The sequence below is a fragment of the Streptomyces sp. P6-2-1 genome (assembly GCF_050613165.1).
Lineage (GTDB): Bacteria > Actinomycetota > Actinomycetes > Streptomycetales > Streptomycetaceae > Streptomyces.
The window spans coordinates 895,549-918,804 of sequence record NZ_CP192513.1 but is presented as its reverse complement, the minus strand read 5'-3'; the positions used below and the strand labels follow the sequence as shown (position 1 = coordinate 918,804).

The window sequence follows — 23,256 nt, the reverse complement described above, 5'->3', positions numbered from 1 at the left end:
GCGCGAGAGAGCGCGGCTGCCCCAGACAGCCAGAGGGAGACAGCCCGGTGACGTCCGCCGAAGGAATCCTCGAAGCGACCGGCGACAGCACCGGGCGGCTCTACCGGGCCGCGTGCCCCGAGTGCCGGGCCAGCTTCGAACTCTCCGCCGCCGCGCTGCGACTCGCCATCGGCGGCAGCCGCAAGACCACCTTCTACTCCTTCACGTGCCCCGAGTGCGGCGAGTCGGTCCGCAAACCGGCGGGGGAGCGGATTGTGGAACTCCTCACAGAAGGCGGCGTCAGCACCCTGCGGCTGCACTCCGCCCTCTGACCCGGGCGCCCTCCGTCCCGGCCCCCCGCTCCGAAGGAACTAGGCTCGCCCGCATGCCCTCGCCCTCCGTTCTCTCCTGGTCCATGATCGCCGTCGCCCTCGGCTTCGCCGGGCTCGCTGTCCTCGGGGTTCTCGGGGTACGGGTGTGGATCGAGGTCCGCCGCCTGGGCGCCCAAGTGGCCCGTACCTCGCAGCGCATCAGCGAGGCGACGGGGGACCTGGAGCGCGCCGCCACCTCTCTCGTGCGGACCTCGGGGAGCCTGCCCGCGCAGCGGAGGTGAGCGTGACCGGCGCAGCGACCTGTCATAATCCGTGACCCTCCAGGTACGCTGCTGGCGCGGCCCGGAGCGAGGCGCGGGTCGCGCAACCGGGAATGCGCACAGGGATAGCCCCGAGTTCACCTGTGAGCGCTACGATCGCGGAGCGTACGGAAACCGGACGAGTGTCCAGCTCCCGCTCGCAGCTCCCCATCCCCGCCGCCTCGGTGAGAAGGTAGTACGCCTATGTTCGGAAAGATCGGCGCCCCCGAGATCATCCTCATCCTCGTCGTCGTGGTGCTGCTGTTCGGCGCGAAGAAGCTTCCCGACATGGCCCGTTCGCTCGGCAAGTCCGCGCGCATCCTCAAGAGCGAGGCCAAGGCGATGAAGTCGGAGGGCAAGCAGGACGAGGCCGCCCCCGCCGACCCGCCCGCCGACCAGGCGGTGCCGCGTACCATCCAGGCCGCCCCCGGCGACGTGACCAGCTCCCGCCCGGTCGCCGAGCCCTCGGACACCAACCAGCGCTGAGCGCAGACGCGGCGCCGGAGCAGGCCGGTGCCACCGTACGCACGAGATGAGGACGTGGGTTGCTGAAGTCTGCCCGCACACGCACCGACAAGGACCCCGAGGGGCGCATGCCGCTCATGGATCACCTCCGTGAGCTGCGCAACCGCCTCGCGAAGGGGGTCCTGGGGATCGTTCTCGTGACGATCGTGGCCGCGTTCTTCTACCAGGACATCGTCGACTTCGTCACGCGCCCCATCATGCACTCGGTGGGCTGCGAGCAGGCGTTCTCGGCGCTGGCCCAGAAGGAGCGGGGCGAGTGCGCCAGGATCGTGATGAACGGGCTGCTCAGTCCCTTCAGCCTGGCGATCAAGGTCTCGCTCATGGCCGGTGTCATCGGCTCCTCACCGATCTGGCTCTACCAGCTGTGGGGCTTCATCGCCCCGGGCCTGCACCGCAACGAGAAGAAGTACGCCATCGGCTTCGTCGGCGCGGGCGTCCCCCTCTTCCTCGTCGGCGCCTTCCTGGCGTACCGCACGCTGCCGACGATGGCGAAGGTGCTGCTGGACTTCACCCCGGAGAACACCGAGAACCAGCTGCCCCTGGACGACCTGCTCAACCTGATCACGCGCATGGTGCTGGTCTTCGGCGCCTCGTTCGAGCTGCCGCTGCTTCTGGTCATGCTCAACCTGACGCACGTCCTCACCGGCAAGCGGATGCTGAGCTGGTGGCGCTGGATGATCATGGGCATCACGGTCTTCGCCGCGGTGGCCACCCCCAGCACCGACCCGGTCAGCATGCTCGCCCTCGCCGGTCCCATCTGGGTCCTCTACTTCGGCGCCACGATCTTCGCCCTGCTCAACGACAGACGCCGCGCCAAGAACGACCCGTACGCGGGCCTCGACGACGACGAGGCCGCCCCCCTCGACCTGGACCCCGAGGACATCGGCGAGGTCGAGCGGGTCGGCAGCCCCCGCTCGCTCCCCGAGCAGACCGACCGCGACCGCATCAACGGCTACGACGACGTGACCTGAGCCCGCCCCGTCCCCGCACCCCTGTCCCACGGGGTCTACCGGGCGGTAGGGTCACGCCGTGACCAGCGAGATCACCCTCTTCGTCAACCCCACCGCGGGACGTGGCCGCGGTGCCGCGGCCGCACGGCCCGCCGCCCGCGTCCTCAGGGACGCGGGCTTCCGCGTCCGTACGGTCGTCGGGACGGACGCCGAGGACGCGGCCGCGCGCGCGAGGGCCGCCGTCGCCGACGGCACGGACGCGCTCGTCGCCGTCGGCGGGGACGGGCTGCTCTCGCTCGCTCTCGGGGCCGTCGCGGGGACCCGTACACCGCTCGGTGTCATCGCGGTCGGCAGCGGCAACGACTTCGGGCGCTCCCTGGGTCTGCCGGTGCGGGCCCCCGCCGAGGCCGCCGGGGTGATCGCCCGGGCGCTGCGCGAGGACAGCCACCGCGCCATCGACCTCGGGCGGGTCGCTGACCGCTGGTACGGCACCGTCCTCGCCACCGGCTTCGACTCGCGCGTCAACGACCGGGGCAACCGGATGCGGCTCCCGCTCGGCCGCTTCCGCTACGACCTCGCGATCCTCGCCGAACTCGCCGCCTTCGAGCCCACCCCGTACCGGATGCGCCTCGACGACGGGCCCGTGCGCGAGATCGACGCGACCCTCATAGCCGTCGGCAACGCGACCTCCTACGGCGGCGGCATGCGCATCTGCGCGGACGCGCGCCTCGACGACGGGCTCTTCGACATCACCGTCGTGGGCCCGTGCAGCCGCGCGACGCTCCTCAAGGTCTTCCCGCGCGTCTACAAGGGCACCCACCTCTCGCACCCCGTCGTCACGCGCTACCGCGCCGGGCGGGTCGAGCTGGACGCGGCCGGGCTCACGGGGTACGCGGACGGCGAGCCGCTCGGTCCGCTCCCGCTCACGGCGACGGCCCACCCGGCGGCCGTACGCCTGCTGGCACCGCCGGTCAAACACCAGCCCCCGCACATCAGCCCCTCCGGGGGAGGGTGAGGAGCGGGGCCCGGCGCGGAGCCCCGTGGCGTGCCCCCGCGGGGGTCCCCGGGCAGGAGGGCCGCACATAAGGATCGTGCTCCGTCCGCCCAGGCCGGTAGGCTCGACCGCACGATGACAGAGGACCTCTCCCCGGCCGAGCGGTACGCGGCCAGCCGCCGTCGCTCCGCCGAAGCCGCCACCGCGCTCGGTGCCTTCCGCGAGATGTACGAGTTCGGGCTCGACCCCTTCCAGATCGAGTCCTGCCAGGCCCTGGAGGCCGGCAAGGGCGTGCTCGTCGCCGCGCCCACCGGCTCCGGCAAGACGATCGTCGGCGAGTTCGCCGTGCACCTCGCCCTGCGCCAGGGCAAGAAGTGTTTCTACACCACCCCCATCAAGGCGCTCTCCAACCAGAAGTTCGGCGACCTCAGCAAGCGCTACGGCGCCGACAAGGTCGGCCTGCTCACCGGGGACAACAGCGTCAACGCGGACGCCCCCGTCGTCGTCATGACGACAGAGGTGCTGCGAAACATGCTCTACGCCGGCAGCCCCGCGCTCACCGGGCTCGGCTACGTCGTCATGGACGAGGTGCACTACCTCTCCGACCGCATCAGGGGCGCCGTCTGGGAAGAGGTGATCATCCACCTCCCGGAGTCCGTCACACTCGTCTCGCTCTCGGCGACCGTCTCCAACGCCGAGGAGTTCGGCGACTGGCTCGACACCGTGCGCGGCGACACCGAGGTCGTCGTCTCCGAGCACCGGCCCGTGCCGCTCTTCCAGCACGTCCTGGCGGGGCGCAGGATGTACGACCTCTTCGAGGAGGGCGGCGGCCGCAAGCGCGCGGTCAACCCGGACCTGCTGCGCATGGCCCGGATGGAGGCAGGGCGCACCGGCTACGGCGGCAAGCGGCGCGGGCGCGAGGCCGACAGGGAGCGCGAGCGGCGCCAGCGGAGCAGGACGTGGACCCCGGGCCGCCCCGAGGTGATCGACCGGCTCGACTCCGAGGGACTGCTCCCGGCGATCACCTTCATCTTCAGCCGTGCGGGCTGCGAGGCCGCCGTACAGCAGTGCCTCTTCGCCGGGCTGCGCCTCAACGACGAGTCCGAGCGCCTCGCGGTGCGCGAGATCGTCGAGGAACGCACCGCCTCGATCCCGCCCGAGGACCTCCACGTCCTCGGCTACTTCGAGTTCCTTGAGGGCCTGGAGCGGGGCATCGCCGCGCACCACGCGGGGATGCTGCCGACCTTCAAGGAGGTCGTCGAGGAGCTGTTCGTACGGGGTCTGGTCAAGGCCGTCTTCGCGACCGAGACCCTCGCGCTCGGCATCAACATGCCCGCGCGCTCGGTCGTGCTGGAGAAGCTCGTCAAGTGGAACGGCGAGCAGCACGCCGACATCACGCCGGGCGAGTACACCCAGCTCACCGGGCGGGCCGGACGGCGCGGCATCGACGTCGAGGGCCACGCGGTCGTGCTGTGGCAGCGCGCGATGAGCCCCGAGCACCTCGCGGGCCTGGCGGGCACCCGTACGTACCCGCTGCGCTCCAGCTTCCGGCCCTCGTACAACATGGCCGTCAACCTGGTCCAGCAGTTCGGGCGGCACCGCTCGCGCGAACTCCTGGAGACCTCCTTCGCGCAGTTCCAGGCCGACCGCTCCGTCGTCGGCATCTCGCGCGAGGTGCAGCGCAACGAGGCGGGGCTCGCGGGCTACCGGGAGTCGATGACCTGCCACCTCGGGGACTTCGAGGAGTACGCGCGGCTGCGCAGGCAGCTCAAGGACCGCGAGAACGAACTCGCCCGCGAGGGCGTCCACCAGCGGCGCGCCGCCGCGGCGGCGGCGCTGGAGAAGCTGCGCCCGGGCGACATCATCCACGTGCCCACGGGCAAGTTCGCCGGGCTCGCCCTCGTCCTGGACCCGGGCGTTCCCGCGGGGCGCGCCGTGGGCGGGCGGCGCGGGCGCGACTTCGACGCCTTCGACGGGCCCAGGCCGCTCGTGCTCACCGCCGAGCGGCAGGTCAAGCGGCTCAACAGCGTCGACTTCCCCGTGCCCGTCGAGGCCCTCGACCGGATGCGCGTGCCGAAGTCCTTCAACGCGCGCAGCCCGCAGTCGCGCCGCGACCTCGCGTCGGCGCTGCGTACCAAGGCCGGGCACCTCGTGCCCGAGCGACACCGCAAGGGCCGCGCCGAGGCCGCCGACGACGGCGAGATCTCCCGGCTGCGCACCGCGCTGCGCGCGCACCCCTGCCACGGCTGCGACGAGCGCGAGGACCACGCCCGCTGGGCCGAGCGCTACCACCGGCTGCTCCGCGACACGAAGCAGCTGGAGCGCCGTATCGAGGGCCGCACGAACACCATCGCGCGCACCTTCGACCGGATCGTCGCGCTCCTGACCGAACTCGACTACCTGCGCGGAGAGCAGGTCACCGAGCACGGCAGGCGGCTCGCGCGGCTGTACGGGGAACTCGACCTGCTCGCCGCCGAGTGCCTGCGCGCGGGGGTCTGGGAGGGGCTCAGCCCGGCCGAACTCGCGGCCTGCGCCTCGGCGCTCGTCTACGAGTCGCGCTCGGGCGACGACGCGGGGACGCCCAAGGTGCCTTCGGGGAAGGCGACTTCGGCGCTCACCGAGATGGTGCGGATCTGGGGCAGGCTCGACGCCGTCGAGGAGGACTTCGGGATCAGCCAGACCGAGGGCGTCGGCCAGCGCGAGCCGGATCTCGGCTTCGCCTGGGCCGCGTACGAGTGGGCCTCGGGCAAGGGGCTCGACGAGGTGCTGCGCGAGGCGGACATGCCGGCCGGGGACTTCGTGCGCTGGACCAAGCAGATCATCGACGTGCTCGGGCAGATCGCCGCGGCGGCCCCCGGCCAGGGGAGCACGGTGCCGAAGGCCGCCCGGCGGGCCGTGGACGGGATTCTGCGCGGAGTGGTGGCGTACACCTCGGTGAACTGAGAATTTTCGGCGATCAAATTCGATCGTGACTGATCGAAAGTGATCTCGAAGGAAAGAAGGCGGGACCCTTTCCCGCGTAAGGGAAAGGGTCCCGCCTTCTTTTGTGCGAAAAAGTATTAGCGCATATGTGCGCCGATGGAGCCGAAAGAGTGAACGCGACCCATCTGACCTGCGGCGATGCCTGGCTCTCGACGTGGAACAAGCCGATTTCCCCGCCCCTGGTGGCGTATAAATGGGCTCGATTCTAGGCCGTGCGCGGTGCGCAGTGGGCTTGCTCGCGGAATATGACACCCGGCGCGTCGAGGCGCACTAGGCTCGCCGACGAAGCGCCCCGGTCCCCCGGTCGTGTCCTTCGCGCATGCCCGCGCCCCGGACCGGATCGCGCCGTCCTTTCCGTCAATCGCGCTTGAGGGCCTACATGGTGAGTGTCGCTTCACCCCCCGCTTCGCCTCCCGCCGTCCGGCCGGCGCCTCTGCCGAGGATGCTGCTGACCGGCCTCCCGCTCCTGGCGGCCACCGCGGTGGCCGGCTGGCTCCTGACCGGGGCCGCCAGGATCACGGCGCTCGTCGGAGGAGTACTCGCCCTCGCGCTCGGGCTCGCCCTCACCGCGGAGGTGATCCGCGGGCAGCGCGCCCGGGTGGCCGAGTACCGCGCCTTCCGCCGCCACCTCACCGAGGTCCAGAACCTCGTGGACACGAACGACGAGCGCCTGTACCACCTCGCCGACGCCGTCATGCCCCGCGTCCGCGACCTCGCCTGTGCCGGGATCATGGACATGCGCATGGAGGAACTCATCCGTGAGTACCCCAAGTGGCGCGAGGACTTCACGGACCCCGAACTGCACCTGCTGAGCACCATCATCGGCTCGCTGCACGAGATGGAGAACATCCGGCACTCCACGGTGTGGCACTACATCAACATCACCCGCAGGCTCCAGGCCGTCGCGCACTCCATGTCCGAGGAACTGCGGGAGATGGAGGAACGCCACGGGCGTGCCCCCGAGTTCTTCGACGACCTGCTCCGCGTCGACCACGCCTGCTCGATGATGATCCGCTGGGCCGACGACCTCGCCACGCTCGGCGGCGGTCGCCCCAGCCGCAGGTGGCCCGGGCCCGTCTCGCTGCTCAGCACGCTGCGCGGCGCGCAGGGACGCATCCTGGAGTTCCCGCGCATCCACATCATGGACATCCCGGACATCGACCTCAAGGGCAACGAGTGCGAGGGCGTGCTCCAGGCCGTCGCCGAGCTGATGGACAACGGCTGCAAGTACTCCGCGCCCAGCTCCAAGGTCTTCGTCAGCGCGATGCGCGTGGAGAAGGGCATCTCGATCTCGGTCGAGGACCAGGGCGGCAGCACCGACATGATCGACAAGATCATGTCGCGGTTCAAGAACATCTACCGCTACGCCCAGAACAACCGCGACATCGGCCAGTACAAGTACGAGACGGGTATCGGCTACTTCGTGCTCGGGCGCCTGTGCCTCACGTACGAGATGAACCTCGAAGTGCGCCCCTCCGCCTACGGCGGCCTGCGTGCCATCCTCTTCGTGCCCGAGCACCTGATCGAGGGCATCGACATCGACTACCGCGCTCTCAAGCGCAAGCGCCTGCTCGCCCACGGCATCGGCGCCGAGGCGGTGCCGCGCTTCGACGAGAACGACGAGCCGATCGTGCCGCTCCCGCGCCGCGAGCACGTCCCGTACAGCAAGTACGCCGGTCCGCCCGAGCGGAACGAGGACGGCGAGGCGATCCCTCCCACGACGCCGCCCGAGGCGCCCGTCTACACCGAGCGCACCCCCGAGGGCCTGCCGCAGCGCCGCCGCACGATGCCGTACCACCCGGGCGTCGGCTTCGCGCGCTACGCCACCGAGGAGGAGTACCTCGCCGAACAGGCGAGCATCGAGGAGCAGGCCGAGATCAACAGGCGCGCGGCCGCCGCGCGGACGCGGAACGGCCCGGTGGTCCCCGGTGCCGGGGACCACGGGACGCCGCCGTACGGCGCGGACCGCGAGGCCGCGCACGAGGACGGCTGGGAGCAGCCCGAGCCCGGCATCGCGATGGCCGCGTTCTTCGCGGCGGCCAAGGGCGGGGGCCTCCCGGAGGGACACGGCGAGGACGAGAAGAAGCCCGCCGACAGCGAGTACGACGACATCGAAGAGGGGGACGAGCACTGATGCCGCAGTTCGATCACTTGCTCAAGGAACTGGACGACACCGTCAACGGGATTCACCAGATCGTGGTCCTGTCCGCCGACGGGCTCCAGATCGCCAGGTACGGCGGGGAGCAGGACGCCGCCGACCGCGTCGCCGCGGCCTGCGCCGGGCTCCAGAGCCTCGCCGCGGCCGTGGGCCAGGAACTCCCGGGCTCCAAGGGCCTGATGCAGATGGTCGTCATCGAGGTGGACGAGGGCTACTTCTACCTCATGGCGGCCGGTACGGGGGCGTACCTCGCGGTCCTCGCCGACGCCCGTACCGAGGCCGGAGTGGTCGGCCACCACATGCGTGATCTCGCCCGACGCCTCGGCCCGCACCTGACGAGCCCGCCGCGCCGGACGGGCGCCGTCATCCGATGACCATCCCTTCCCGGCGCAGGCGCCACAGCACCCAGGACAGCCCGTCACCGGGCGGTACCACGCGGGGCAGCCCGCACCAGGACGGCCCGACGGGGGATCGGGACGGTACGGCGGAGGGCGGCAGCCCGCGGGCGGATACGGCGCGGAGCGGTCCCCGGCAGGTCGGGGGGCCGCGGGAACCCGGGCGGTTCTACGCGCTCACCGGGGGCAGGACGGGCGGCGAGGAGATCGACCTCGTCTCACTCGTCCAGACCGTCGTGGAGCCCACCGCCGGGCTCCAGCCCGAGGCCGCCGCGGTCCTGCGCCTGTGCGCGACCTCGCTCTCGGCCGCCGAGCTGTCGGCCTATCTGCGGCTGCCCTTCAGCGTCGTGGCCGCGCTCCTGGCCGGGCTCCACGCCGAAGGGCTCGTACGAATCCTGCGCCCGGTGCGGCCGTCGCACGACACAGCCGACCGTTCCCTCCTCGAAGCGGTGATGCATGGACTTCAACGACTCTGACCTCCTCCCCGGCCCGCGGACCGAGGACCTGCTCCCCGACACCGTCACGGCCGGCGTGAAACTCGTCATCGTCGGCGGCTTCGGCGTCGGCAAGACGACGATGGTCGGCTCGGTGAGCGAGATCAGGCCGCTCACCACCGAGGAGACGATGTCCAAGGCGAGCATCGGGGTCGACAGCCTCTTCCGCACCCGTGCGAAGACCGCGACGACCGTGGCGATGGACTTCGGCCGCATCCGCATCAACGACGAACTCGTCCTGTACCTCTTCGGCACCCCGGGCCAGGAACGCTTCTGGTTCCTGTGGAACGGGCTCTTCGAAGGGGCACTGGGCGGGGTCGTGCTCGTCGACACCCGCCGCCTGGAGACGAGCTTCGAGGTCATGGGACGCCTTGAGGAGCAGGGCGTGCCGTACGTCGTGGCCGTCAACCGCTTCCCGAAGTCGCCGCGTTACCCGGCCGAGACGTTGCGGTCCGCGCTCGACCTGCCCGCCGAGGTCCCGATCGTGGAGTGCGACGCCCGCGAGCGCGCCTCCAGCAGGGACGTCCTGCTCACGCTCGTCCGCTACCTGAGCGAGATCGCGGAACGGCGGAGCCCGCGGGCCTGAGCCCGGCACCCGTACGTCCCGCCCTCCACTCGTCCACCCCGGTTCCCCTCTCCTCCCGGAGTTCCCGTGACCACACCCGTCCCGCCCGGTCCCGGCGTCCCGCCGCCGGGCTGCCCCGCCCACGTACCCGCCGCCTCCGGCACCCCGGCGGCGCCGGTCCGCCCGCGCCCCGACTACTCCGGCGTGCCCGCTCCCGAGGGCCGCGACCCCGCGACGGAGGTGGACAACCCGAACATCGGTCCCGGGCGGGCCCGCAGGCTCAACGGCCCGGACGCCGAGCGCGATCAGCAGGGGCTCTACGACACGCTGCGCCTGGAGTACGGCGAGGTCGCCCCCGTACTGCTGCCCCGCGACGTGCCCGCCTGGCTCGTGCTCGGCCACGAGGAGACGCGCTTCGTGTGCGCGCACCCGGACCTGTTCACCACGGACGGCCGCGAGTGGCGCCTGCTCCAGGACGGGACCGTCGGCCCCGAGCACCCGATGGCGCCCATCTTCATGTGGCAGCCCGTCTGCGCCTTCGTCGAGGGCGAGGAGCACGAGCGCCTGCGCGAACCCCTGGAGGAGAACCTCCGCGTCACCGACCTGCGCGAACTGCGCCGCCTCGTGCAGACGGGCACCTACGCACTCCTCAACGACCTGTGCGAGGAGGGCTTCTGCGACCTCACGGAGGACTACTGCGAGCGCCTCCCGATGATCGTGCTGCTCGGCCTCTTCGGCATGTCGCACCTGTACGACGACCGCTTCCTCGAAGCGGCGCGCGACCTCATCAAGGGCACCGAGACCGCCAACGCGAGCAATGAGCACCTCATGAAGCTCTTCCGCGCCGAGGTCGAGCGGGCGCGCGTCGAGCCGGGCGACGACTTCGCCTCGCAACTCCTCGCCAACCGCGCAGGGATGACCCCGCGCGAGGTCTCCGAGCACCTGCGGATCGTCCTCATCGCCGCGTACGAGACGACGGCGAACCTCCTCGCCAACGCGATGCGCATCCTGCTCGTGCAGATGGAGGTGCGCGGCCGGGTCGGCGCCGGGCGGCTCAACATCTACGAGGCGATCGAGCAGGCCCTGTGGGACGAACCGCCGTTCAGCGCCATGCTCGGCCGCTACGCGCTGCGGGACGTCGAGGTCGGCGGGCGGCTGATCAGGAAGGGCGACGCCGTCATGCTCGGCTACGCCGCGGGGAACGTGGACACGCGCGTGCGTCCCGACCTCGAAGCGCCGGTACGGGACAACCGCTCGCACCTCGCCTTCGGCCGCGGACCGCACGCCTGTCCCGGCCAGTACCTGGGGCGTCAGCTGTGCCAGCTCGCCCTCGACGACCTGCTCGCGTGGCTGCCGGACATGCGGCTCGCCGTGCCGTCCTCGCAGTTGCGCTGGTCGGGTTCGCTGCTCAGCCGGCACCTCGTGGAACTCCCCGTCCGCTTCGAACCGCGTTCCCAGCGCCACGAGGAGAGCATCGGCACCTTCGGCGTGCCGCTCCCCAAGGACACGACGGTCTTCGCCGAGTCCGACGGGGACCCGGCGGCCGTCGAGATCCCCGATCCCGTGCTCCAGGCCGAGCGGGAGGCGGGGGAGTGGCGGGCCGCCAGGGAACGGAGCGCGGCGGAGCGCGAGCGGGCGGAGCGCGAGGAGAGCGCCGCGGGGGCCGGGGGCCAGTCGCCGGGACTGCTTCCGCGACCGCGCTCTGCGGTGCGGAACCGCCTGCGGCGCTGACCGCCGCTTCAGTCGCGTGCCGTTCGGGCCCAGCGCGTCGGGTCCTGCCAGGCGGTGAGCGTGCGCCCGCTCGTGAAGCGGCGCCGCTCGCCGCTCAGCGGGTCGGTGAACTCGATGGCCCTGGCGAGGAGCTGGAGCGGGCGGCGGTAGTCGGTGGGGTCCGGGTCGGTGACGTACGGGTAGAGCGGGTCGCCGAGGAGGGGCAGGCCGATGCCGTTCATGTGCGCGCGCAACTGGTGGGTGCGGCCGGTGCGGGGCAGCAGGCGGTAGCGGGCGAGGAGCGGGGGAGTGCCCGCGAGGGCGGGGGCCGTGCGCACGCCGAGCAGCTCGACGCGGGTCTCGCTGTTCGGCGCGGCGCCCGCGACCTCGCGCGCCGCCATCTCGCCGCGCTCCTTGACGAGGTGGGTGCGGACCGTGCGCGGCAGTGGCAGCGCGGGGGCGTACGCGGCGACCGCCTCGTACTCCTTGCGCACCTCCTTGCGCGCGAAGAGCGACTGGTACGCGCCGCGGTACTCGGGCCGTACGACGAAGAGGACGAGGCCCGCGGTGAGACGGTCGAGGCGGTGTGCGGGGCTCAGCGCGGGGATGCCGAGGTCGCGGCGCAGGCGGGCGAGGGCGGTCTCGGTGATGTGGCTGCCGCGTGGGGTCGTGGCGAGGAAGTGGGGCTTGTCGGCGACCAGGAGGTGCGCGTCGCGGTGCACGATGCGGAGCGGGAAGGGGACGGGGGGTTCGGGGGCGCGGGTGCGGTGGAACCAGTACGTGGCGCCGGGGGCGCGCTCCTCGCCGTGCGCGGGGCGGCCGCTCGCGTCGACGAACTCGCCCGTGCGGAGCATCGCGTCGATGACCGTCCCGGGGACGGGGAGACGGGTGTGGAGGTAAGCGCGGAGGGTGTCCCCGTGGGTATCCGGGACGCGGAGCCGGATGGCGTCGATGCCGTCCTGCTGGGGCAGGGGGGACGGGGGGTGGGGACGACGCGGCACGGGGCAAGAGTACGGGGCGCTGCCCGCTCGGGGTTCCGCTGTGCCCACCCTTCCGCCCCTGGCGGAACGCCGCCCACAGCGGAACCGGCAGGAAGCGTCAGGCGACGTCGGCGTGGGCGCCTTCCTGTTCGGCTTCGATGCGGGCGTTCCAGTCGCGCTTGCTCGCCTGCCAGCCGTCCTCGTTGTGGCCGAGGCGCCAGTAGCCGGAGAGGGAGAGGCGGTCGCGGGCGATGCCGCGGTCGAGGCGGAGGTGGCGGCGGAGGTCCTTGACGAAGCCCGCCTCGCCGTGGACGAAGACCTGGACCGTCGCGGGGTCGCACTCGACGGTCCGTACGGCGGCGACGAGAGCCTCGCCTACCGGGCGCTCGCCCCGGTGCAGCCACGTCAGGCCGACCCCGGCGGGGACGTCGAGCTTCTGCTCCTCGGTGGCGTCGGCGACCTCGATGAACACGTCGCCCTTCGCGTCGGCCGGCATGCTCTCGACGGCGGCGGCGATCGCGGGCAGCGCGCTCTCGTCACCGGCGAGCAGGTGGCTGCTCGCACCGGGCTCGGGCCGGTACCCGCCGCCGGGACCGGCGAAGTACAGGACGTCGCCCGGCCGCGCGGCCGCGGCCCAGGGGCCCGCGAGGCCCTCGTCGCCGTGCACGACGAAGTCGACGGACAGCTCGCGCGCCGCGCCGTCCCAGCGCCGCACGGTGTACGTACGGGTCACGGGCCACTGCTCGCGCGGGAAGTCCGCGCGCACCTGCCCCATGTCGAAGGGCTCGGGGTACGTGACGCCCTCGCGCGGAAAGATCAGCTTGATGTAGTGGTCCGTGTACTCGTCGGCGGCGAACTCGGCGAGCCCGTCGCCGCCGAACACCACCCTGACCATGTGCGGGGTGAGCCGCTCGGTGCGCAGCACCCGCCCGGAGTGGGTGCGCGAGCCCTTGCGTGCGGGCCGTTCGGCGTCAGCCATGAAGGGGGTCCCCCCGATCGATCTGCTTAGGTAAGCCTAAGTTAGCACTTCACCCTGTGAGGGCGTGCAGTACGCGATCGAGTGAGCTGCCGAGCCCCCAGCGCTCCCCGAGCGCCGCCAGGACCTCCCCGTCGTGCGGTTCGTCCGGCAGTCGCTCGTCCAGCTCCTCCGGTACGGGGATGTCGCGCGCGACCCGGACCACGGCCGGGGCCACGTCCAGGTACGGGGCCGACTCGACGAGGCGGCGGCGCTGGGCCGGGGTGATCCTCGACGCGGGGTCGGCCGCGGCCGCGCGGATGCCGTCGAGGTCGCCGTAGGCGGCGAGGAGCTTCGCCGCGGTCTTCTCGCCGATCCCGGGGACCCCGGGCAGGCCGTCGCTCGGATCGCCGCGCAGGGTCGCGAGGTCCGCGTAGCCGGGCCCGTCGACCCCGTACTTCTCGCGCAGCAGCGCCTCGTCGGTCACTTGGAGGCTGCCGACGCCCTTGAGCGGGTAGAGCACGCGGATGCCGCGCGCGTCGTCGACGAGCTGGAAGAGGTCGCGGTCGCCGGTGACGATGTCGACCGGGCCGAGCGCGCGGGTGGCGAGGGTGCCGATGACGTCGTCCGCCTCGTAGCCGGCGACCCCGAGCCGTGCGATGCCGAGCGCGTCGAGGACGGCCTCGATCACCGGGACCTGCGGCGAGAGCGTGTCGGGCACCTCCTCCTCGTCGGGTCCCGTCTCCGTCTCCTCGGCGACCCTGTGCGCCTTGTAGCTCGGGATGAGCGAGACCCGCCACTCGGGCCGCCAGTCGGCGTCCATGCAGGCCACGAGGGCGTCGGGGCGGTGGTCCTGGACGAGTCGCGCGATGAAGTCGAGGAGGCCGCGCACCGCGTTGACCGGGGTCCCGTCGGGGGCGCGCACCGAGTCGGGGACGCCGAAGTAGGCGCGGAAGTAGAGCGAGGCGGTGTCGAGGAGCATGAGCCGGGGAGTCTGCGTCACGCCAGGCATCTTGCCGCACCCGCCGCACCGTGGCCGAACCTTTTCGCCGCGCGCCCGCCCCCGTCTGTGGGCGCACACCCCACACCATAACGGGGAGGTAACGCAAGCACTTTGGGCCGATCCAGAAGTGATCCGGGTCACATAATCGTTTGATGGGTATAAGCCCGGGCAGCAGCGCTCCCGGAGCGAACCCGACGCGCCGACTGGAACGACTCGGGTCAGCGGACGGAATCCGCAAGCTTCACGGCTCGCCGCGACAGGGGGTGGCGGGCCGCTTTCCGTGCGATCCGAGAGGTGTTTGTGGCAAAGCTACAAGCCGAGAATTTGTTCAAGGTCTTCGGCAGACAAGCCGAGACCGCCGTCAGCCGACTGAAGGACGGTGTCACGCGCGAGGACCTGCGCGCCGAGGGCACCACGGCCGCCGTGATCGATGCCTCGTTCTCCGTGGACGAAGGCCAGATCTTCGTGGTCATGGGCCTCTCCGGGTCCGGGAAGTCCACGCTGCTGCGGATGCTCAACGGGCTCCTGGAGCCCACCGCGGGCCACGTCCGTTTCGACGGGCAGGACCTCACCGAGCTGAGCGCCGCCGGGATGCGCGAGGTGCGCGCGAAGAAGATCAGCATGGTCTTCCAGCACTTCGCGCTCTTCCCGCACCGCAGCGTCCTGGAGAACGCCGCCTACGGCCTCCAGGTGCAGGGCGTGCCGCGCGAGGAGCGCGAGCGCCGCGCCACCGAGGCGCTGGAACTCGCCGGGCTCAAGGGCTGGGAGAAGTCCTGGCCCGACGAGCTGTCCGGCGGTATGCAGCAGCGCGTGGGCCTCGCCCGCGCGCTCGCGACCGACGCCGACCTGCTGCTCATGGACGAGTCCTTCAGCGCGCTCGACCCGCTGATCCGCCGTGACATGCAGGACCAGCTCGTCGAACTCCAGAAGCGCCTGAAGAAGACCATCGTCTTCATCACCCACGACCTCAACGAGGCCATGCGGCTCGGCGACAAGATCGCCGTCATGCGCGACGGCCGCATCGTGCAGACCGGGACGGCGGAGGACATCCTCGTCACCCCGGCCAACGACTACGTTGCCGCCTTCACCCAGGACGTCGACCGCTCGCGCGTGCTCACCGCCGGGGCCATCATGGCCGAGGCGGACACGGTGTACGGGACCACCGAGCCGGGCGGCAAGGAGTTGCGCGGCCCCGCCGACGTACTCGCCGCCGCGCCCGCCACGGTGCGCGACTCCACCCCGATCTTCCAGCTCTTCGGCCCGAGTTCGACCAGCACCGTGCCGGTCGCCGTGACCGACGCGGACGGCTCGCTCGTCGGCGTCGTCCCGCGCGAGCGCCTGCTCGCGGTCCTCGGTGAGCCGATGAACCCCCAGGAGCAGGGCGCCACGCTCGCCAAGACTCCGGAACAGCGCCACGAGGGCGCCACCGGAAAGGTGAGTGCACGTGCCTAGGCTTCATCTCGGGGACTGGGTCGACTCGATCGTCGACTGGCTCCAGACCAACCTCTCCTGGCTCTTCGACTTCATCGCCACGTGCACGAAGGGCATGTACGACGGCGTCAACGCCGTGCTCACCGCCCCCGAGCCGCTGCTGCTCGCCGGGATACTCGCGATCATCGCGTTCTGGCTGCGCGGCCTCACCGCGGGTGTGCTCTCCTTCGCCGGCTTCGCGCTGATCGACTCCCTCGAACTGTGGGAACCGGCGATGAACAGCTTCTCGCTGGTCGTCGTCGCGACCGTGATCGCGCTGATCATCGGTGTCCCGCTCGGGATCTGGACCGCGAGATCGCAGCGGGTGAGCGCCATCGTGCGCCCCCTGCTCGACTTCACGCAGACGATGCCCGCGATGGTCTACCTGATCCCGGCGATCTTCTTCTTCGGGCTCGGCGTCCCGGCCGGCATCGTGGCCACGATCCTCTTCGGCTTCGCGCCCGCCGTGCGCATGACCGAACTCGGCATCCGTCAGGTCGACGGGGAACTCGTCGAGGCGGCCGACGCCTTCGGCACCACGCCGCGCAAGACGCTCCTCGGCGTCCAGCTCCCGCTGGCCCTGCCGACGACCATGGCCGGTGTCAACCAGGTCATCATGCTCAACCTGTCGATGGTCGTCATCGCGGGCATGGTCGGCGGGGGCGGCCTCGGCGGCTCCGTCTACCAGGCGATCGGCAACGTCGACATCGGTCTCGGCTCCGAGGCCGGTATCTCCGTCGTCATCCTCGCGATCTTCCTCGACCGCATGGTCGCGGCCCTCGGCCAGCAGATCTCGCCGCTCGGCCGCCGCGCCGCCGCGCGCGTCCGGGCCATGCAGGGCCTCAGCGTCTGGTCGTACCGTCCCCGCCCGACCGTCGCCGTCGTCGGCGTCGTGATCCTCGGCCTCGTCGCCGGCGGCATGGGCGTCTTCGGCGGCTCGGACGACGCGAAGACCGTCGACGCCACGAACGTCGGCAAGGGCAAGACCGTCAGCGTCGGCTACATCCCGTGGGACGAGGGCGTCGCCTCCACCTTCCTGTGGAAGGAGATCCTCGAACAGCGCGGCTTCAAGGTCGACGCCAAGCAGTACGAGGCCGGCTCGCTCTACACCGGCATGGCCAACGGCCAGGTCGACTTCCAGACGGACTCGTGGCTGCCCACGACCCACGAGCAGTACTGGAAGAAGTACGGCGACAAGCTGGAGGACCTCGGCCCCTGGTACGGCCCGACCTCGCTGGAGATCGCGGTTCCTTCGTACGTCAAGGACGTGAAGTCCACGGCGGACCTGAAGGGCAAGGAGTCGGAGTTCAAGAACCGGATCGTCGGCATCGAGCCGAGTGCCGGTGAGATGGGCCTGCTCAAGGACAAGGTCGTGAAGGACTACGGCCTGTCGAAGTACAAGGTGATCGACGGTTCGACGCCGGGCATGCTCGCCGAGCTGGACCGGGCGTACAAGAAGAAGGAGCCGATCGCGGTGACCCTGTGGTCGCCGCACTGGGCCTACGACAAGTACGACCTGACCAAGCTGACCGACCCGAAGGGCAGCTGGGGCAAGGGCGACGAGGTGCACACCCTCGCGCGCAAGGGCTTCTCGAAGGACTTCCCCGAGGCCTCGAAGTGGCTGAAGGACTTCAAGCTCACCGAGAAGCAGCTCAGCAGCCTGGAGAGCGAGATCCAGGACGCCGGCAAGGGCAAGCAGCAGGAAGCCGTCAAGTCCTGGATCAAGAAGAACCCGGGCATCGTCGACAAGCTCGCCCCCGTGCAGCAGACCGACGTCAACGTCGGCAAGGGCAAGACCGTCAACATGGGCTTCATCCCGTGGGACGAGGGCATCGCCTCCTCGTACCTCTGGAAGGAGGTCCTGGAGCGCCGCGGCTTCAAGGTCGACGCCAAGCAGTACGAGGCCGGTTCGCTCTACACCGGTATGGCCAACGGGCAGGTCGACTTCGAGACCGACTCGTGGCTGCCGAACACGCACGCCCAGTACTGGAAGAAGTACGGCGACAGACTGGAGGACATGGGGCCCTGGTACGGACCCACGTCCCTGGAGATCGCGGTTCCTTCGTACGTCAAGGACGTGAAGTCCACGGCGGACCTGAAGGGCAAGGAGTCGGAGTTCAAGAACCGGATCGTCGGCATCGAGCCGAGTGCCGGTGAGATGGGCCTGCTCAAGGACAAGGTCGTGAAGGACTACGGCCTGTCGAAGTACAAGGTGATCGACGGTTCGACGCCGGGCATGCTCGCCGAGCTGGAGCGCGCGTACAAGAAGAAGGAGCCGATCGCGGTGACCCTGTGGTCGCCGCACTGGGCCTACGACAAGTACGACCTGACCAAGCTGACCGACCCGAAGGGCAGCTGGGGCAAGGGCGACGAGGTGCACACCCTCGCGCGCAAGGGCTTCTCGAAGGACTTCCCCGAGGTCGCCGAGTGGCTCAAGGGCTTCAAGCTCAGCGAGAAGCAGCTCAGCAGCCTCGAAGGCGCCATCCAGGACGCCGGCAAGGGCAAGCAGCAGCAGGCCGTGCAGGGCTGGATCAAGGACAACCCCGGCATCGTCGACAAGCTCGCCCCCGTCAAGGGCGGTTCCTCCGCCTCCGCCGTCGACTTCAAGAACGACGCGGGCAAGGACGAGCGCGACCGCGCGGTCAACGTCGCCTGGTTCCCGTGGGAGGAGGACATCGCCGCCACGTACCTGTGGAAGCACGTCCTCGAAGAGCGCGGCTACAAGATGAACCTCAAGCAGTTCGAGGTCGGCCCGATGTACGCCGCCATGTCCCGCAACCAGCTCGACGTGCAGTTCGACGGCTGGCTCCCGTACACCCAGAAGAACTACTGGGACAAGTACAAGAGCAAGCTCACCCAGATCGGCCAGTGGTACTCGCCGACCTCCCTCGAACTCGCCGTGCCGAGCTACGTGAAGGACGTCAAGTCCCTCGCCGACCTCAAGGGCAAGGGCGATGAGTTCGACGGGCGCGTCATCGGGATCGAGCCCGGTACCGCGACGATGGACATCCTGAAGCACGAGGTCCTGCCCTCGTACGGCCTCGACAAGGAGTACAAGGTCGTCGACGGTTCGACCCCGGGGATGCTCGCCGAGCTGAAGCGGGCCTACACCAAGAAGAAGCCCATCGCGGTCATGCTGTGGTCGCCCCACTGGGCGTACAACCAGTACGACCTGACCAAGCTCAAGGACCCCAAGGGCTCCTTCGGCAAGGGCGACAAGCTCACGACCGTCGCCTCGAACCAGTTCCCGAAGCAGTACCCGCAGCTCACGAAGTGGCTCAAGGACTTCAAGATGAGCGACAGCCAGCTCTCCTCGCTGGAGAACGAGCTGCACAAGCAGGGAACGGGACACGAGGAGGAGGCCGTCGACAACTGGGTGAAGAAGAACCCGGACATCGTCGACAAGATGGCCCCGATGTAGGCCCCGCGCCGCTCGGTCTCCCCGCCACCCGAGGCCCGGAGGGCCGAGCGGCGTCGGCCGAGCCGAAGGGAGCGCGACGGTGTCGAGACGCCCGTCGCGCGCAGGTCGCGAGGAACGGGCGACCGAGCACGTCGGGTGACTGACACCGGCACCGGCGCTCCCGGAGGCGAAGCCGACGCGGAGAAAGTCGTGAAGCGGTACGGCGGGTCTCCGCCGTGTGCGCGCACGGACACCCGGTCGGGGGTCCGCCGCCCGCTTCGCCACACGGCCGCCGCTCCGGCCGTCGTCCCCGCACCGTGAGGGCGGGACCCGTCCCGGGGTCCCGCCCTCACGGGCTGTCCCGGCCCTCCCGCTCCGCCCGCCCACGTGCGGGGTTCCCGGGCCCGTCTCACCCACTCGGCTCCCCTCGCGCGCCCCGACTGCGTAGGCTGCTCACATGCCCCGGCGGACGGGGCCCGCAGGAGGGAGCGGCAGCGATGGACGAGAAGGAAGCCCCGAGGGTCGGCAACGCCGTACGCCGTCGCCGGCGTGCCCTCGATCTCACGCTCGCCACCGTGGCCCGCCGCTCGGGTCTCTCGGTGCCCTTCCTCAGCCAGATCGAGAACGAGCGCGCCCGCCCCTCGACCCGCTCCCTGCGCGCCGTCGCGCACGCCCTGGAGATGACCGTCGACGAGCTGTTCGCCGCCGCCGACCCCGCGCACACCGTCGACGTCGTCCGCAGCGACGACGAGGACACCGCCCTCATGGCCCCGGCCCCCGGCGTGCGCTCCCTGGTCCGCGGGCAGCACCAGCTCCAGGCGATGGAGTACTGCGGCGACCACGACTCGGGCCGCGAGTTCCAGTACCGCAACGACTCGCTGCTCTACGTCGCCGACGGCGCGGTCACCGCCGAGGCCGAGGGCCGCGTCCACCAGCTGTGCGCGGGGGACACGCTCTACCTCAGCGGCGGGGTGCGGCACAGGTGGCGGGCCACCGAGCCCGATACCCGCCTCCTCGTCGTCGCGGTCGGCGACCACATCGAGGCGGGCGAGGCTCCGCCCAGGTAAAGGCCCTCAGGCCGTCGTGGGGCGCGCGCCCAGTTCCCGTACCGCACCGAACGCCGCCGCGCACCACGCGCACAGCAGGAAGACGTAGACCGCGGCGGCGAGCCAGCGGTACGCGGGCAGTCCCGTGTGGGCGGCGAGCTGGCTCGCGCCCGTGACGCAGGTGCCGACGGGGAAGGTGAACGCCCACCACGTCGACGAGGGCCGCAGGCCCTGCCCGAGGGCGCGGACCACGAGCGCGGCCGAGATGAGCAGCCACAGCAGCGCGAAGCCCATCACGGGGACCCCGTACACGATCGAGAAGATCCGCAGGCCCTCAGCGGTCCCCGGGGGCAGCACCCCGCGGGCCGCCTCCGCGATCGCGCCCGTCGCCGTCGTGGACTGGCCGAGCGGCCCGAGGACGAGGAAGAGCGAGGGCGCGAGCTTCGTCGGCCAGCCGCCGCCCGTGAGCAGCCGCGCCCCCACGAGGGGCAGGACGACGAGGACAGCGAGCAGCGAGGTGCCGAAGAGGGCCAGACACGCGTACAGGAGCGTCTCCCGCGCCTGCCCCGCCGGCAGCTCGGCGACCAGGCCGGGGCCCGCGGAGGCCGCCACCATCGGCGCGACGAGTGGCAGCAGCCACACCGGGGAGACATCGGCGAACCGCGCCCGCGCGTGCACCACGAGGAGCACGGGCACCCCGGCGGCGATGACCACGGCGAGCACCGCGCCCACCGCGAAGAGCCCCCCGGCGAGACCCATCGCCGCACCGTGCCCGAGTACGTCCGGGCCGACGTGCTGCGTCGCCGCCGAGAGCGCGAGGAAGGCCATCGCGAGACAGCCGTAGAAGGGGGCCACGGCGGGGGAGCGCAGATGCGCCCGCGCCTCGTCGCGGTGGTGCGCCCAGTGCCCGCCGCGCGCCACGAGCACGGCGAGCAGCGCGAGAGCGGCGAGCAGCCACAGCCCCGTGCACAGCCCGCGCAGGCCCGCCACGTGCTGCGGCAGCACGCTGCCCGCCGTCGCGAGCATCGCCGTGCCCATCACCGCCGCGTAGTGGTTCGGCCCGAAGCCGCGCAGACGCGGTACGGGAGAGGGCGCGGGGGCGAGCGGGGGTGGGGCGACGGCGAGGGAAGGGAGGCTCATACATCCATTTTGTCCGGGCGACGGAGCCCTCACCAGGAGTGATGTGGCTATGAGGGCATAGGCTGCGCTTATGAGCGGGGAGAACGAGGCGGAAGACAACGGTGGTTCGGGCCCGGGCCGGGTGGCGGTGGTGGCACCCGGCGTGAGCGGGATCACGGGCGGCGAAAGAGGCTCGCTCGCGCGCCGGGTCCCCGAGCTGGGCCTGCTCGAAGTGCTCCTCGCCGTGGACAGGCTCGGGAGCCTCGGGCGGGCGGCGAAGGAACTCGGCATCACGCAGCCCGCGGCTTCCGGGCGGCTGCGGAGCCTGGAACGGCAGCTCGGCGTCGGGCTCGTCGCGCGCTCGCCGCGCGGCTCGCGGCTCACCGCGACCGGCCTGCTCGTGGCCGGCTGGGCGCGGCGCGTGACCGAGGCGGCGGAGGCCTTCGACGCGGGGGCGCGGGCACTGCGCGGGCGGCGGGACTCGCGGCTGCGGGTCGCCGCGAGCATGACGATCGGCGAGTACCTGCTGCCGGGGTGGCTCGTCGCGCTGCGCACGGTGCGTCCTGACACGGCCGTGTCGCTGCGGGCGGGCAGTACCCGCACGGTCGTGGACGGGCTGCTCGACGGCGAGGCCGACCTCGGTTTCGTCGAGGGGCTCGGCGTCCCCGCCGGGATGGACGGCGCGGTCATCGCGCGGGACCGGCTGCTCGTGCTCGTACGCCCCGGGCACCCGTGGACGGCGCTCGGCGACGGCATCGACCCCGCGCTCCTCGCCACGACACCGCTGATCCTGCGCGAGGAGGGCTCGGGAACGCGCGAGGTCCTGGACGCCGCGCTCGCCCCGTACGGGGGCCCGGTGCGCCCACTCCTCGAACTGTCGTCGACGACCGCGCTGAAGTCCGCCGCGCTGAGCGGCGTGGGCCCCGCGGTCCTGAGCGAACTGGTCGTCGGCGACGAGGTCGGCGCGGGCACGCTCGTGCCCGTACCGGTGCGGGGCCTGGGGCTCGGACGGGTGCTGCGCGCGGTGTGGCGGCGCGGGGAGCGCCCTTCGGGGGCCGCGCGGGACCTGCTGTCGCTGACGCGGGGGAACGGCTAGGGGACGGGGCGTTCTCGCGGGACAAGCCCGGGGCGGCTCCCGTACCCCGCTCGGGCCGGAAGGGCGGCCGGGGTCGCCGCGCGGACGAACGCCCGCGTCAGGCGCAGGTCGTCGTGGTCCATCTCCGGGTGCCACTGGACGCTCAAGGTCCAGGCCGGGCCCGGGAGTTCGACGGCCTCGATCGTGCCGTCGGGTGCTTCGGCGCTCACCACGAGTCCCGTGCCGAGGCGGTCCACGCACTGGTGGTGGTGGGTCGCGACCTGGACGGGCCCGGGGGCGAGGTCCGCGTAGCGGGTGCCGGGGCGGGCGTGGACGGGATGGGTGCCGAAGACGCCGCGGCCGCCCTCGTGGCCCGTCATGTGCTGGCGCAGGGTGCCGCCGAGCGCCACGTTGAGGAGCTGCATACCGCGGCAGACGCCGAGCAGCGGGGTCCCGCTCGCCAGGGCCGCGGCGATGAGCGCCAGCTCCCACGCGTCCCGCTCGGGCGCGGACGGACCGCACTCCGGCTCGCGCGCGGCTCCGTACCTCGCCGGGTCCACGTCCGCGCCGCCCGCGATCACGAGCCCGTCGAGCCGCGCCACGAGCCCGGCCGCACGCGCGGGCGCGTCGGGTGGCAGCAGTACGGCGGTGCCGCCCGCCTTCCGGACGAGCGCGGGGTACTGCGCGGGCAGCAGCGCGGCGGGAAGCGTCCACTCGCCCCAGCGGGCCTCCGCCTCCCAGTACGTGCTGATCCCGATGAGGGGCTCCGCGTCGCGCACCGCACCGGACACCCCTGACCGCCTCTCCTCGCCGCTCATGGCTTCA

The 23,256-nt window shown here is 71.6% G+C and carries 20 protein-coding genes; 15 read left to right on the top strand and 5 right to left on the bottom strand.

Annotation, left to right across the window (positions count from 1 at the left end; all coding sequences use genetic code 11):
• Positions 1 to 47: 47 nt before the first annotated feature.
• From ACQYWQ_RS04145 to ACQYWQ_RS04095, 11 genes are all read left to right on the top strand, one after another.
• The gene (locus tag ACQYWQ_RS04145; RefSeq protein ID WP_431032508.1) at positions 48 to 311 is read left to right on the top strand and encodes a hypothetical protein; all 264 of its coding nucleotides are present in this window, start codon (positions 48 to 50) and stop codon (positions 309 to 311) included.
• A 53-nt stretch (positions 312 to 364) separates the two neighbouring features.
• On the top strand, positions 365 to 592 hold the full coding sequence (locus ACQYWQ_RS04140; protein ID WP_431032507.1) for a hypothetical protein: 228 nt from the start codon (positions 365 to 367) through the stop codon (positions 590 to 592).
• Between the two features lie 222 nt (positions 593 to 814).
• Positions 815 to 1,096 (top strand): Sec-independent protein translocase subunit TatA, encoded by a 282-nt coding sequence (gene tatA, locus ACQYWQ_RS04135; RefSeq protein ID WP_431032506.1) that lies wholly within the window; start codon positions 815 to 817, stop codon positions 1,094 to 1,096.
• A 59-nt stretch (positions 1,097 to 1,155) separates the two neighbouring features.
• Complete coding sequence (gene tatC / locus ACQYWQ_RS04130; RefSeq protein ID WP_431032505.1) at positions 1,156 to 2,106, top strand: twin-arginine translocase subunit TatC; 951 nt, start codon at positions 1,156 to 1,158, stop codon at positions 2,104 to 2,106.
• A 58-nt stretch (positions 2,107 to 2,164) separates the two neighbouring features.
• Positions 2,165 to 3,100, top strand: a complete 936-nt coding sequence (locus tag ACQYWQ_RS04125; protein ID WP_431032504.1) for a diacylglycerol kinase — start codon at positions 2,165 to 2,167, stop codon at positions 3,098 to 3,100.
• Between the two features lie 114 nt (positions 3,101 to 3,214).
• Positions 3,215 to 6,022 (top strand): DEAD/DEAH box helicase, encoded by a 2,808-nt coding sequence (locus ACQYWQ_RS04120; protein ID WP_431032503.1) that lies wholly within the window; start codon positions 3,215 to 3,217, stop codon positions 6,020 to 6,022.
• 481 nt (positions 6,023 to 6,503) lie between these two features.
• Positions 6,504 to 8,195: an ATP-binding protein gene (locus tag ACQYWQ_RS04115; protein ID WP_431032502.1), complete on the top strand. Its 1,692-nt coding sequence runs from the start codon at positions 6,504 to 6,506 to the stop codon at positions 8,193 to 8,195.
• Positions 8,195 to 8,593, top strand: a complete 399-nt coding sequence (locus ACQYWQ_RS04110) for a roadblock/LC7 domain-containing protein (protein WP_431032501.1) — start codon at positions 8,195 to 8,197, stop codon at positions 8,591 to 8,593. Before ACQYWQ_RS04115 ends, ACQYWQ_RS04110 begins: the two co-directional genes overlap by 1 nt.
• Positions 8,590 to 9,090, top strand: coding sequence for a DUF742 domain-containing protein (locus tag ACQYWQ_RS04105; RefSeq protein ID WP_431032500.1), 501 nt, complete (start codon positions 8,590 to 8,592; stop codon positions 9,088 to 9,090). The genes ACQYWQ_RS04110 and ACQYWQ_RS04105 overlap by 4 nt, the downstream gene beginning before the upstream one ends.
• Positions 9,071 to 9,694 (top strand): GTP-binding protein, encoded by a 624-nt coding sequence (locus ACQYWQ_RS04100; RefSeq protein WP_431032499.1) that lies wholly within the window; start codon positions 9,071 to 9,073, stop codon positions 9,692 to 9,694. Before ACQYWQ_RS04105 ends, ACQYWQ_RS04100 begins: the two co-directional genes overlap by 20 nt.
• Before the next feature lie 66 nt (positions 9,695 to 9,760).
• Positions 9,761 to 11,404: a cytochrome P450 gene (locus ACQYWQ_RS04095; protein WP_431032498.1), complete on the top strand. Its 1,644-nt coding sequence runs from the start codon at positions 9,761 to 9,763 to the stop codon at positions 11,402 to 11,404.
• Between the two features lie 8 nt (positions 11,405 to 11,412).
• Here ACQYWQ_RS04095 and ACQYWQ_RS04090 read toward each other — a convergent pair whose 3' ends face one another.
• From ACQYWQ_RS04090 to ACQYWQ_RS04080, 3 genes are all read right to left on the bottom strand, one after another.
• Positions 11,413 to 12,384, bottom strand: a complete 972-nt coding sequence (locus ACQYWQ_RS04090; RefSeq protein ID WP_431032497.1) for a pseudouridine synthase — start codon at positions 12,382 to 12,384, stop codon at positions 11,413 to 11,415.
• A gap of 97 nt (positions 12,385 to 12,481) precedes the next feature.
• Positions 12,482 to 13,342, bottom strand: a complete 861-nt coding sequence (locus ACQYWQ_RS04085; protein ID WP_431032496.1) for a siderophore-interacting protein — start codon at positions 13,340 to 13,342, stop codon at positions 12,482 to 12,484.
• 49 nt (positions 13,343 to 13,391) lie between these two features.
• Positions 13,392 to 14,300: a 5'-3' exonuclease gene (locus ACQYWQ_RS04080; protein WP_431039056.1), complete on the bottom strand. Its 909-nt coding sequence runs from the start codon at positions 14,298 to 14,300 to the stop codon at positions 13,392 to 13,394.
• 321 nt (positions 14,301 to 14,621) lie between these two features.
• Between ACQYWQ_RS04080 and ACQYWQ_RS04075 the strand changes: the two genes are divergently transcribed.
• The 3 genes from ACQYWQ_RS04075 to ACQYWQ_RS04065 all read left to right on the top strand — a co-directional run bounded on the left by ACQYWQ_RS04075 (position 14,622) and on the right by ACQYWQ_RS04065 (position 20,258).
• Entirely contained in the window at positions 14,622 to 15,773 is a 1,152-nt protein-coding gene (locus tag ACQYWQ_RS04075; RefSeq protein ID WP_431032495.1) for a quaternary amine ABC transporter ATP-binding protein, read from the top strand.
• Entirely contained in the window at positions 15,766 to 19,212 is a 3,447-nt protein-coding gene (locus ACQYWQ_RS04070) for an ABC transporter permease/substrate binding protein (protein WP_431032494.1), read from the top strand. Before ACQYWQ_RS04075 ends, ACQYWQ_RS04070 begins: the two co-directional genes overlap by 8 nt.
• Positions 19,213 to 19,688: 476 nt before the next feature.
• Positions 19,689 to 20,258 (top strand): helix-turn-helix domain-containing protein, encoded by a 570-nt coding sequence (locus tag ACQYWQ_RS04065; RefSeq protein WP_431032493.1) that lies wholly within the window; start codon positions 19,689 to 19,691, stop codon positions 20,256 to 20,258.
• A gap of 6 nt (positions 20,259 to 20,264) precedes the next feature.
• On the opposite strand, the gene ACQYWQ_RS04060 is transcribed toward ACQYWQ_RS04065, so the two are convergent.
• A complete protein-coding gene (locus tag ACQYWQ_RS04060) occupies positions 20,265 to 21,377 on the bottom strand; it encodes a TDT family transporter (protein ID WP_431032492.1) in 1,113 nt (370 codons plus the stop codon).
• 70 nt (positions 21,378 to 21,447) lie between these two features.
• Between ACQYWQ_RS04060 and ACQYWQ_RS04055 the strand changes: the two genes are divergently transcribed.
• Complete coding sequence (locus ACQYWQ_RS04055; protein WP_431032491.1) at positions 21,448 to 22,452, top strand: LysR family transcriptional regulator; 1,005 nt, start codon at positions 21,448 to 21,450, stop codon at positions 22,450 to 22,452.
• Here the strand turns inward: ACQYWQ_RS04055 and ACQYWQ_RS04050 are convergent.
• Positions 22,449 to 23,249: a gamma-glutamyl-gamma-aminobutyrate hydrolase family protein gene (locus ACQYWQ_RS04050; RefSeq protein ID WP_431032490.1), complete on the bottom strand. Its 801-nt coding sequence runs from the start codon at positions 23,247 to 23,249 to the stop codon at positions 22,449 to 22,451. The genes ACQYWQ_RS04055 and ACQYWQ_RS04050 overlap by 4 nt on opposite strands.
• Between the last annotated feature and the right edge of the window lie 7 nt (positions 23,250 to 23,256).

Bases quoted from the DNA above. Each gene is read 5' to 3' on its own strand.
- ACQYWQ_RS04140 (WP_431032507.1), top strand. From the start codon at position 365: ATGCCCTCGCCCTCCGTTCTCTCCTGGTCCATGATCGCCGTCGCCCTC.
- tatA (WP_431032506.1), top strand. From the start codon at position 815: ATGTTCGGAAAGATCGGCGCCCCCGAGATCATCCTCATCCTCGTCGTC.
- ACQYWQ_RS04120 (WP_431032503.1), top strand. From the start codon at position 3,215: ATGACAGAGGACCTCTCCCCGGCCGAGCGGTACGCGGCCAGCCGCCGT.
- ACQYWQ_RS04115 (WP_431032502.1), top strand. From the start codon at position 6,504: ATGCTGCTGACCGGCCTCCCGCTCCTGGCGGCCACCGCGGTGGCCGGC.
- ACQYWQ_RS04110 (WP_431032501.1), top strand. From the start codon at position 8,195: ATGCCGCAGTTCGATCACTTGCTCAAGGAACTGGACGACACCGTCAAC.
- ACQYWQ_RS04105 (WP_431032500.1), top strand. From the start codon at position 8,590: ATGACCATCCCTTCCCGGCGCAGGCGCCACAGCACCCAGGACAGCCCG.
- ACQYWQ_RS04100 (WP_431032499.1), top strand. From the start codon at position 9,071: ATGGACTTCAACGACTCTGACCTCCTCCCCGGCCCGCGGACCGAGGAC.
- ACQYWQ_RS04085 (WP_431032496.1), bottom strand. From the start codon at position 13,342: ATGGCTGACGCCGAACGGCCCGCACGCAAGGGCTCGCGCACCCACTCC.
- ACQYWQ_RS04080 (WP_431039056.1), bottom strand. From the start codon at position 14,300: ATGCTCCTCGACACCGCCTCGCTCTACTTCCGCGCCTACTTCGGCGTC.
- ACQYWQ_RS04065 (WP_431032493.1), top strand. From the start codon at position 19,689: ATGGACGAGAAGGAAGCCCCGAGGGTCGGCAACGCCGTACGCCGTCGC.
- ACQYWQ_RS04060 (WP_431032492.1), bottom strand. From the start codon at position 21,377: ATGAGCCTCCCTTCCCTCGCCGTCGCCCCACCCCCGCTCGCCCCCGCG.
- ACQYWQ_RS04055 (WP_431032491.1), top strand. From the start codon at position 21,448: ATGAGCGGGGAGAACGAGGCGGAAGACAACGGTGGTTCGGGCCCGGGC.
- ACQYWQ_RS04050 (WP_431032490.1), bottom strand. From the start codon at position 23,249: ATGAGCGGCGAGGAGAGGCGGTCAGGGGTGTCCGGTGCGGTGCGCGAC.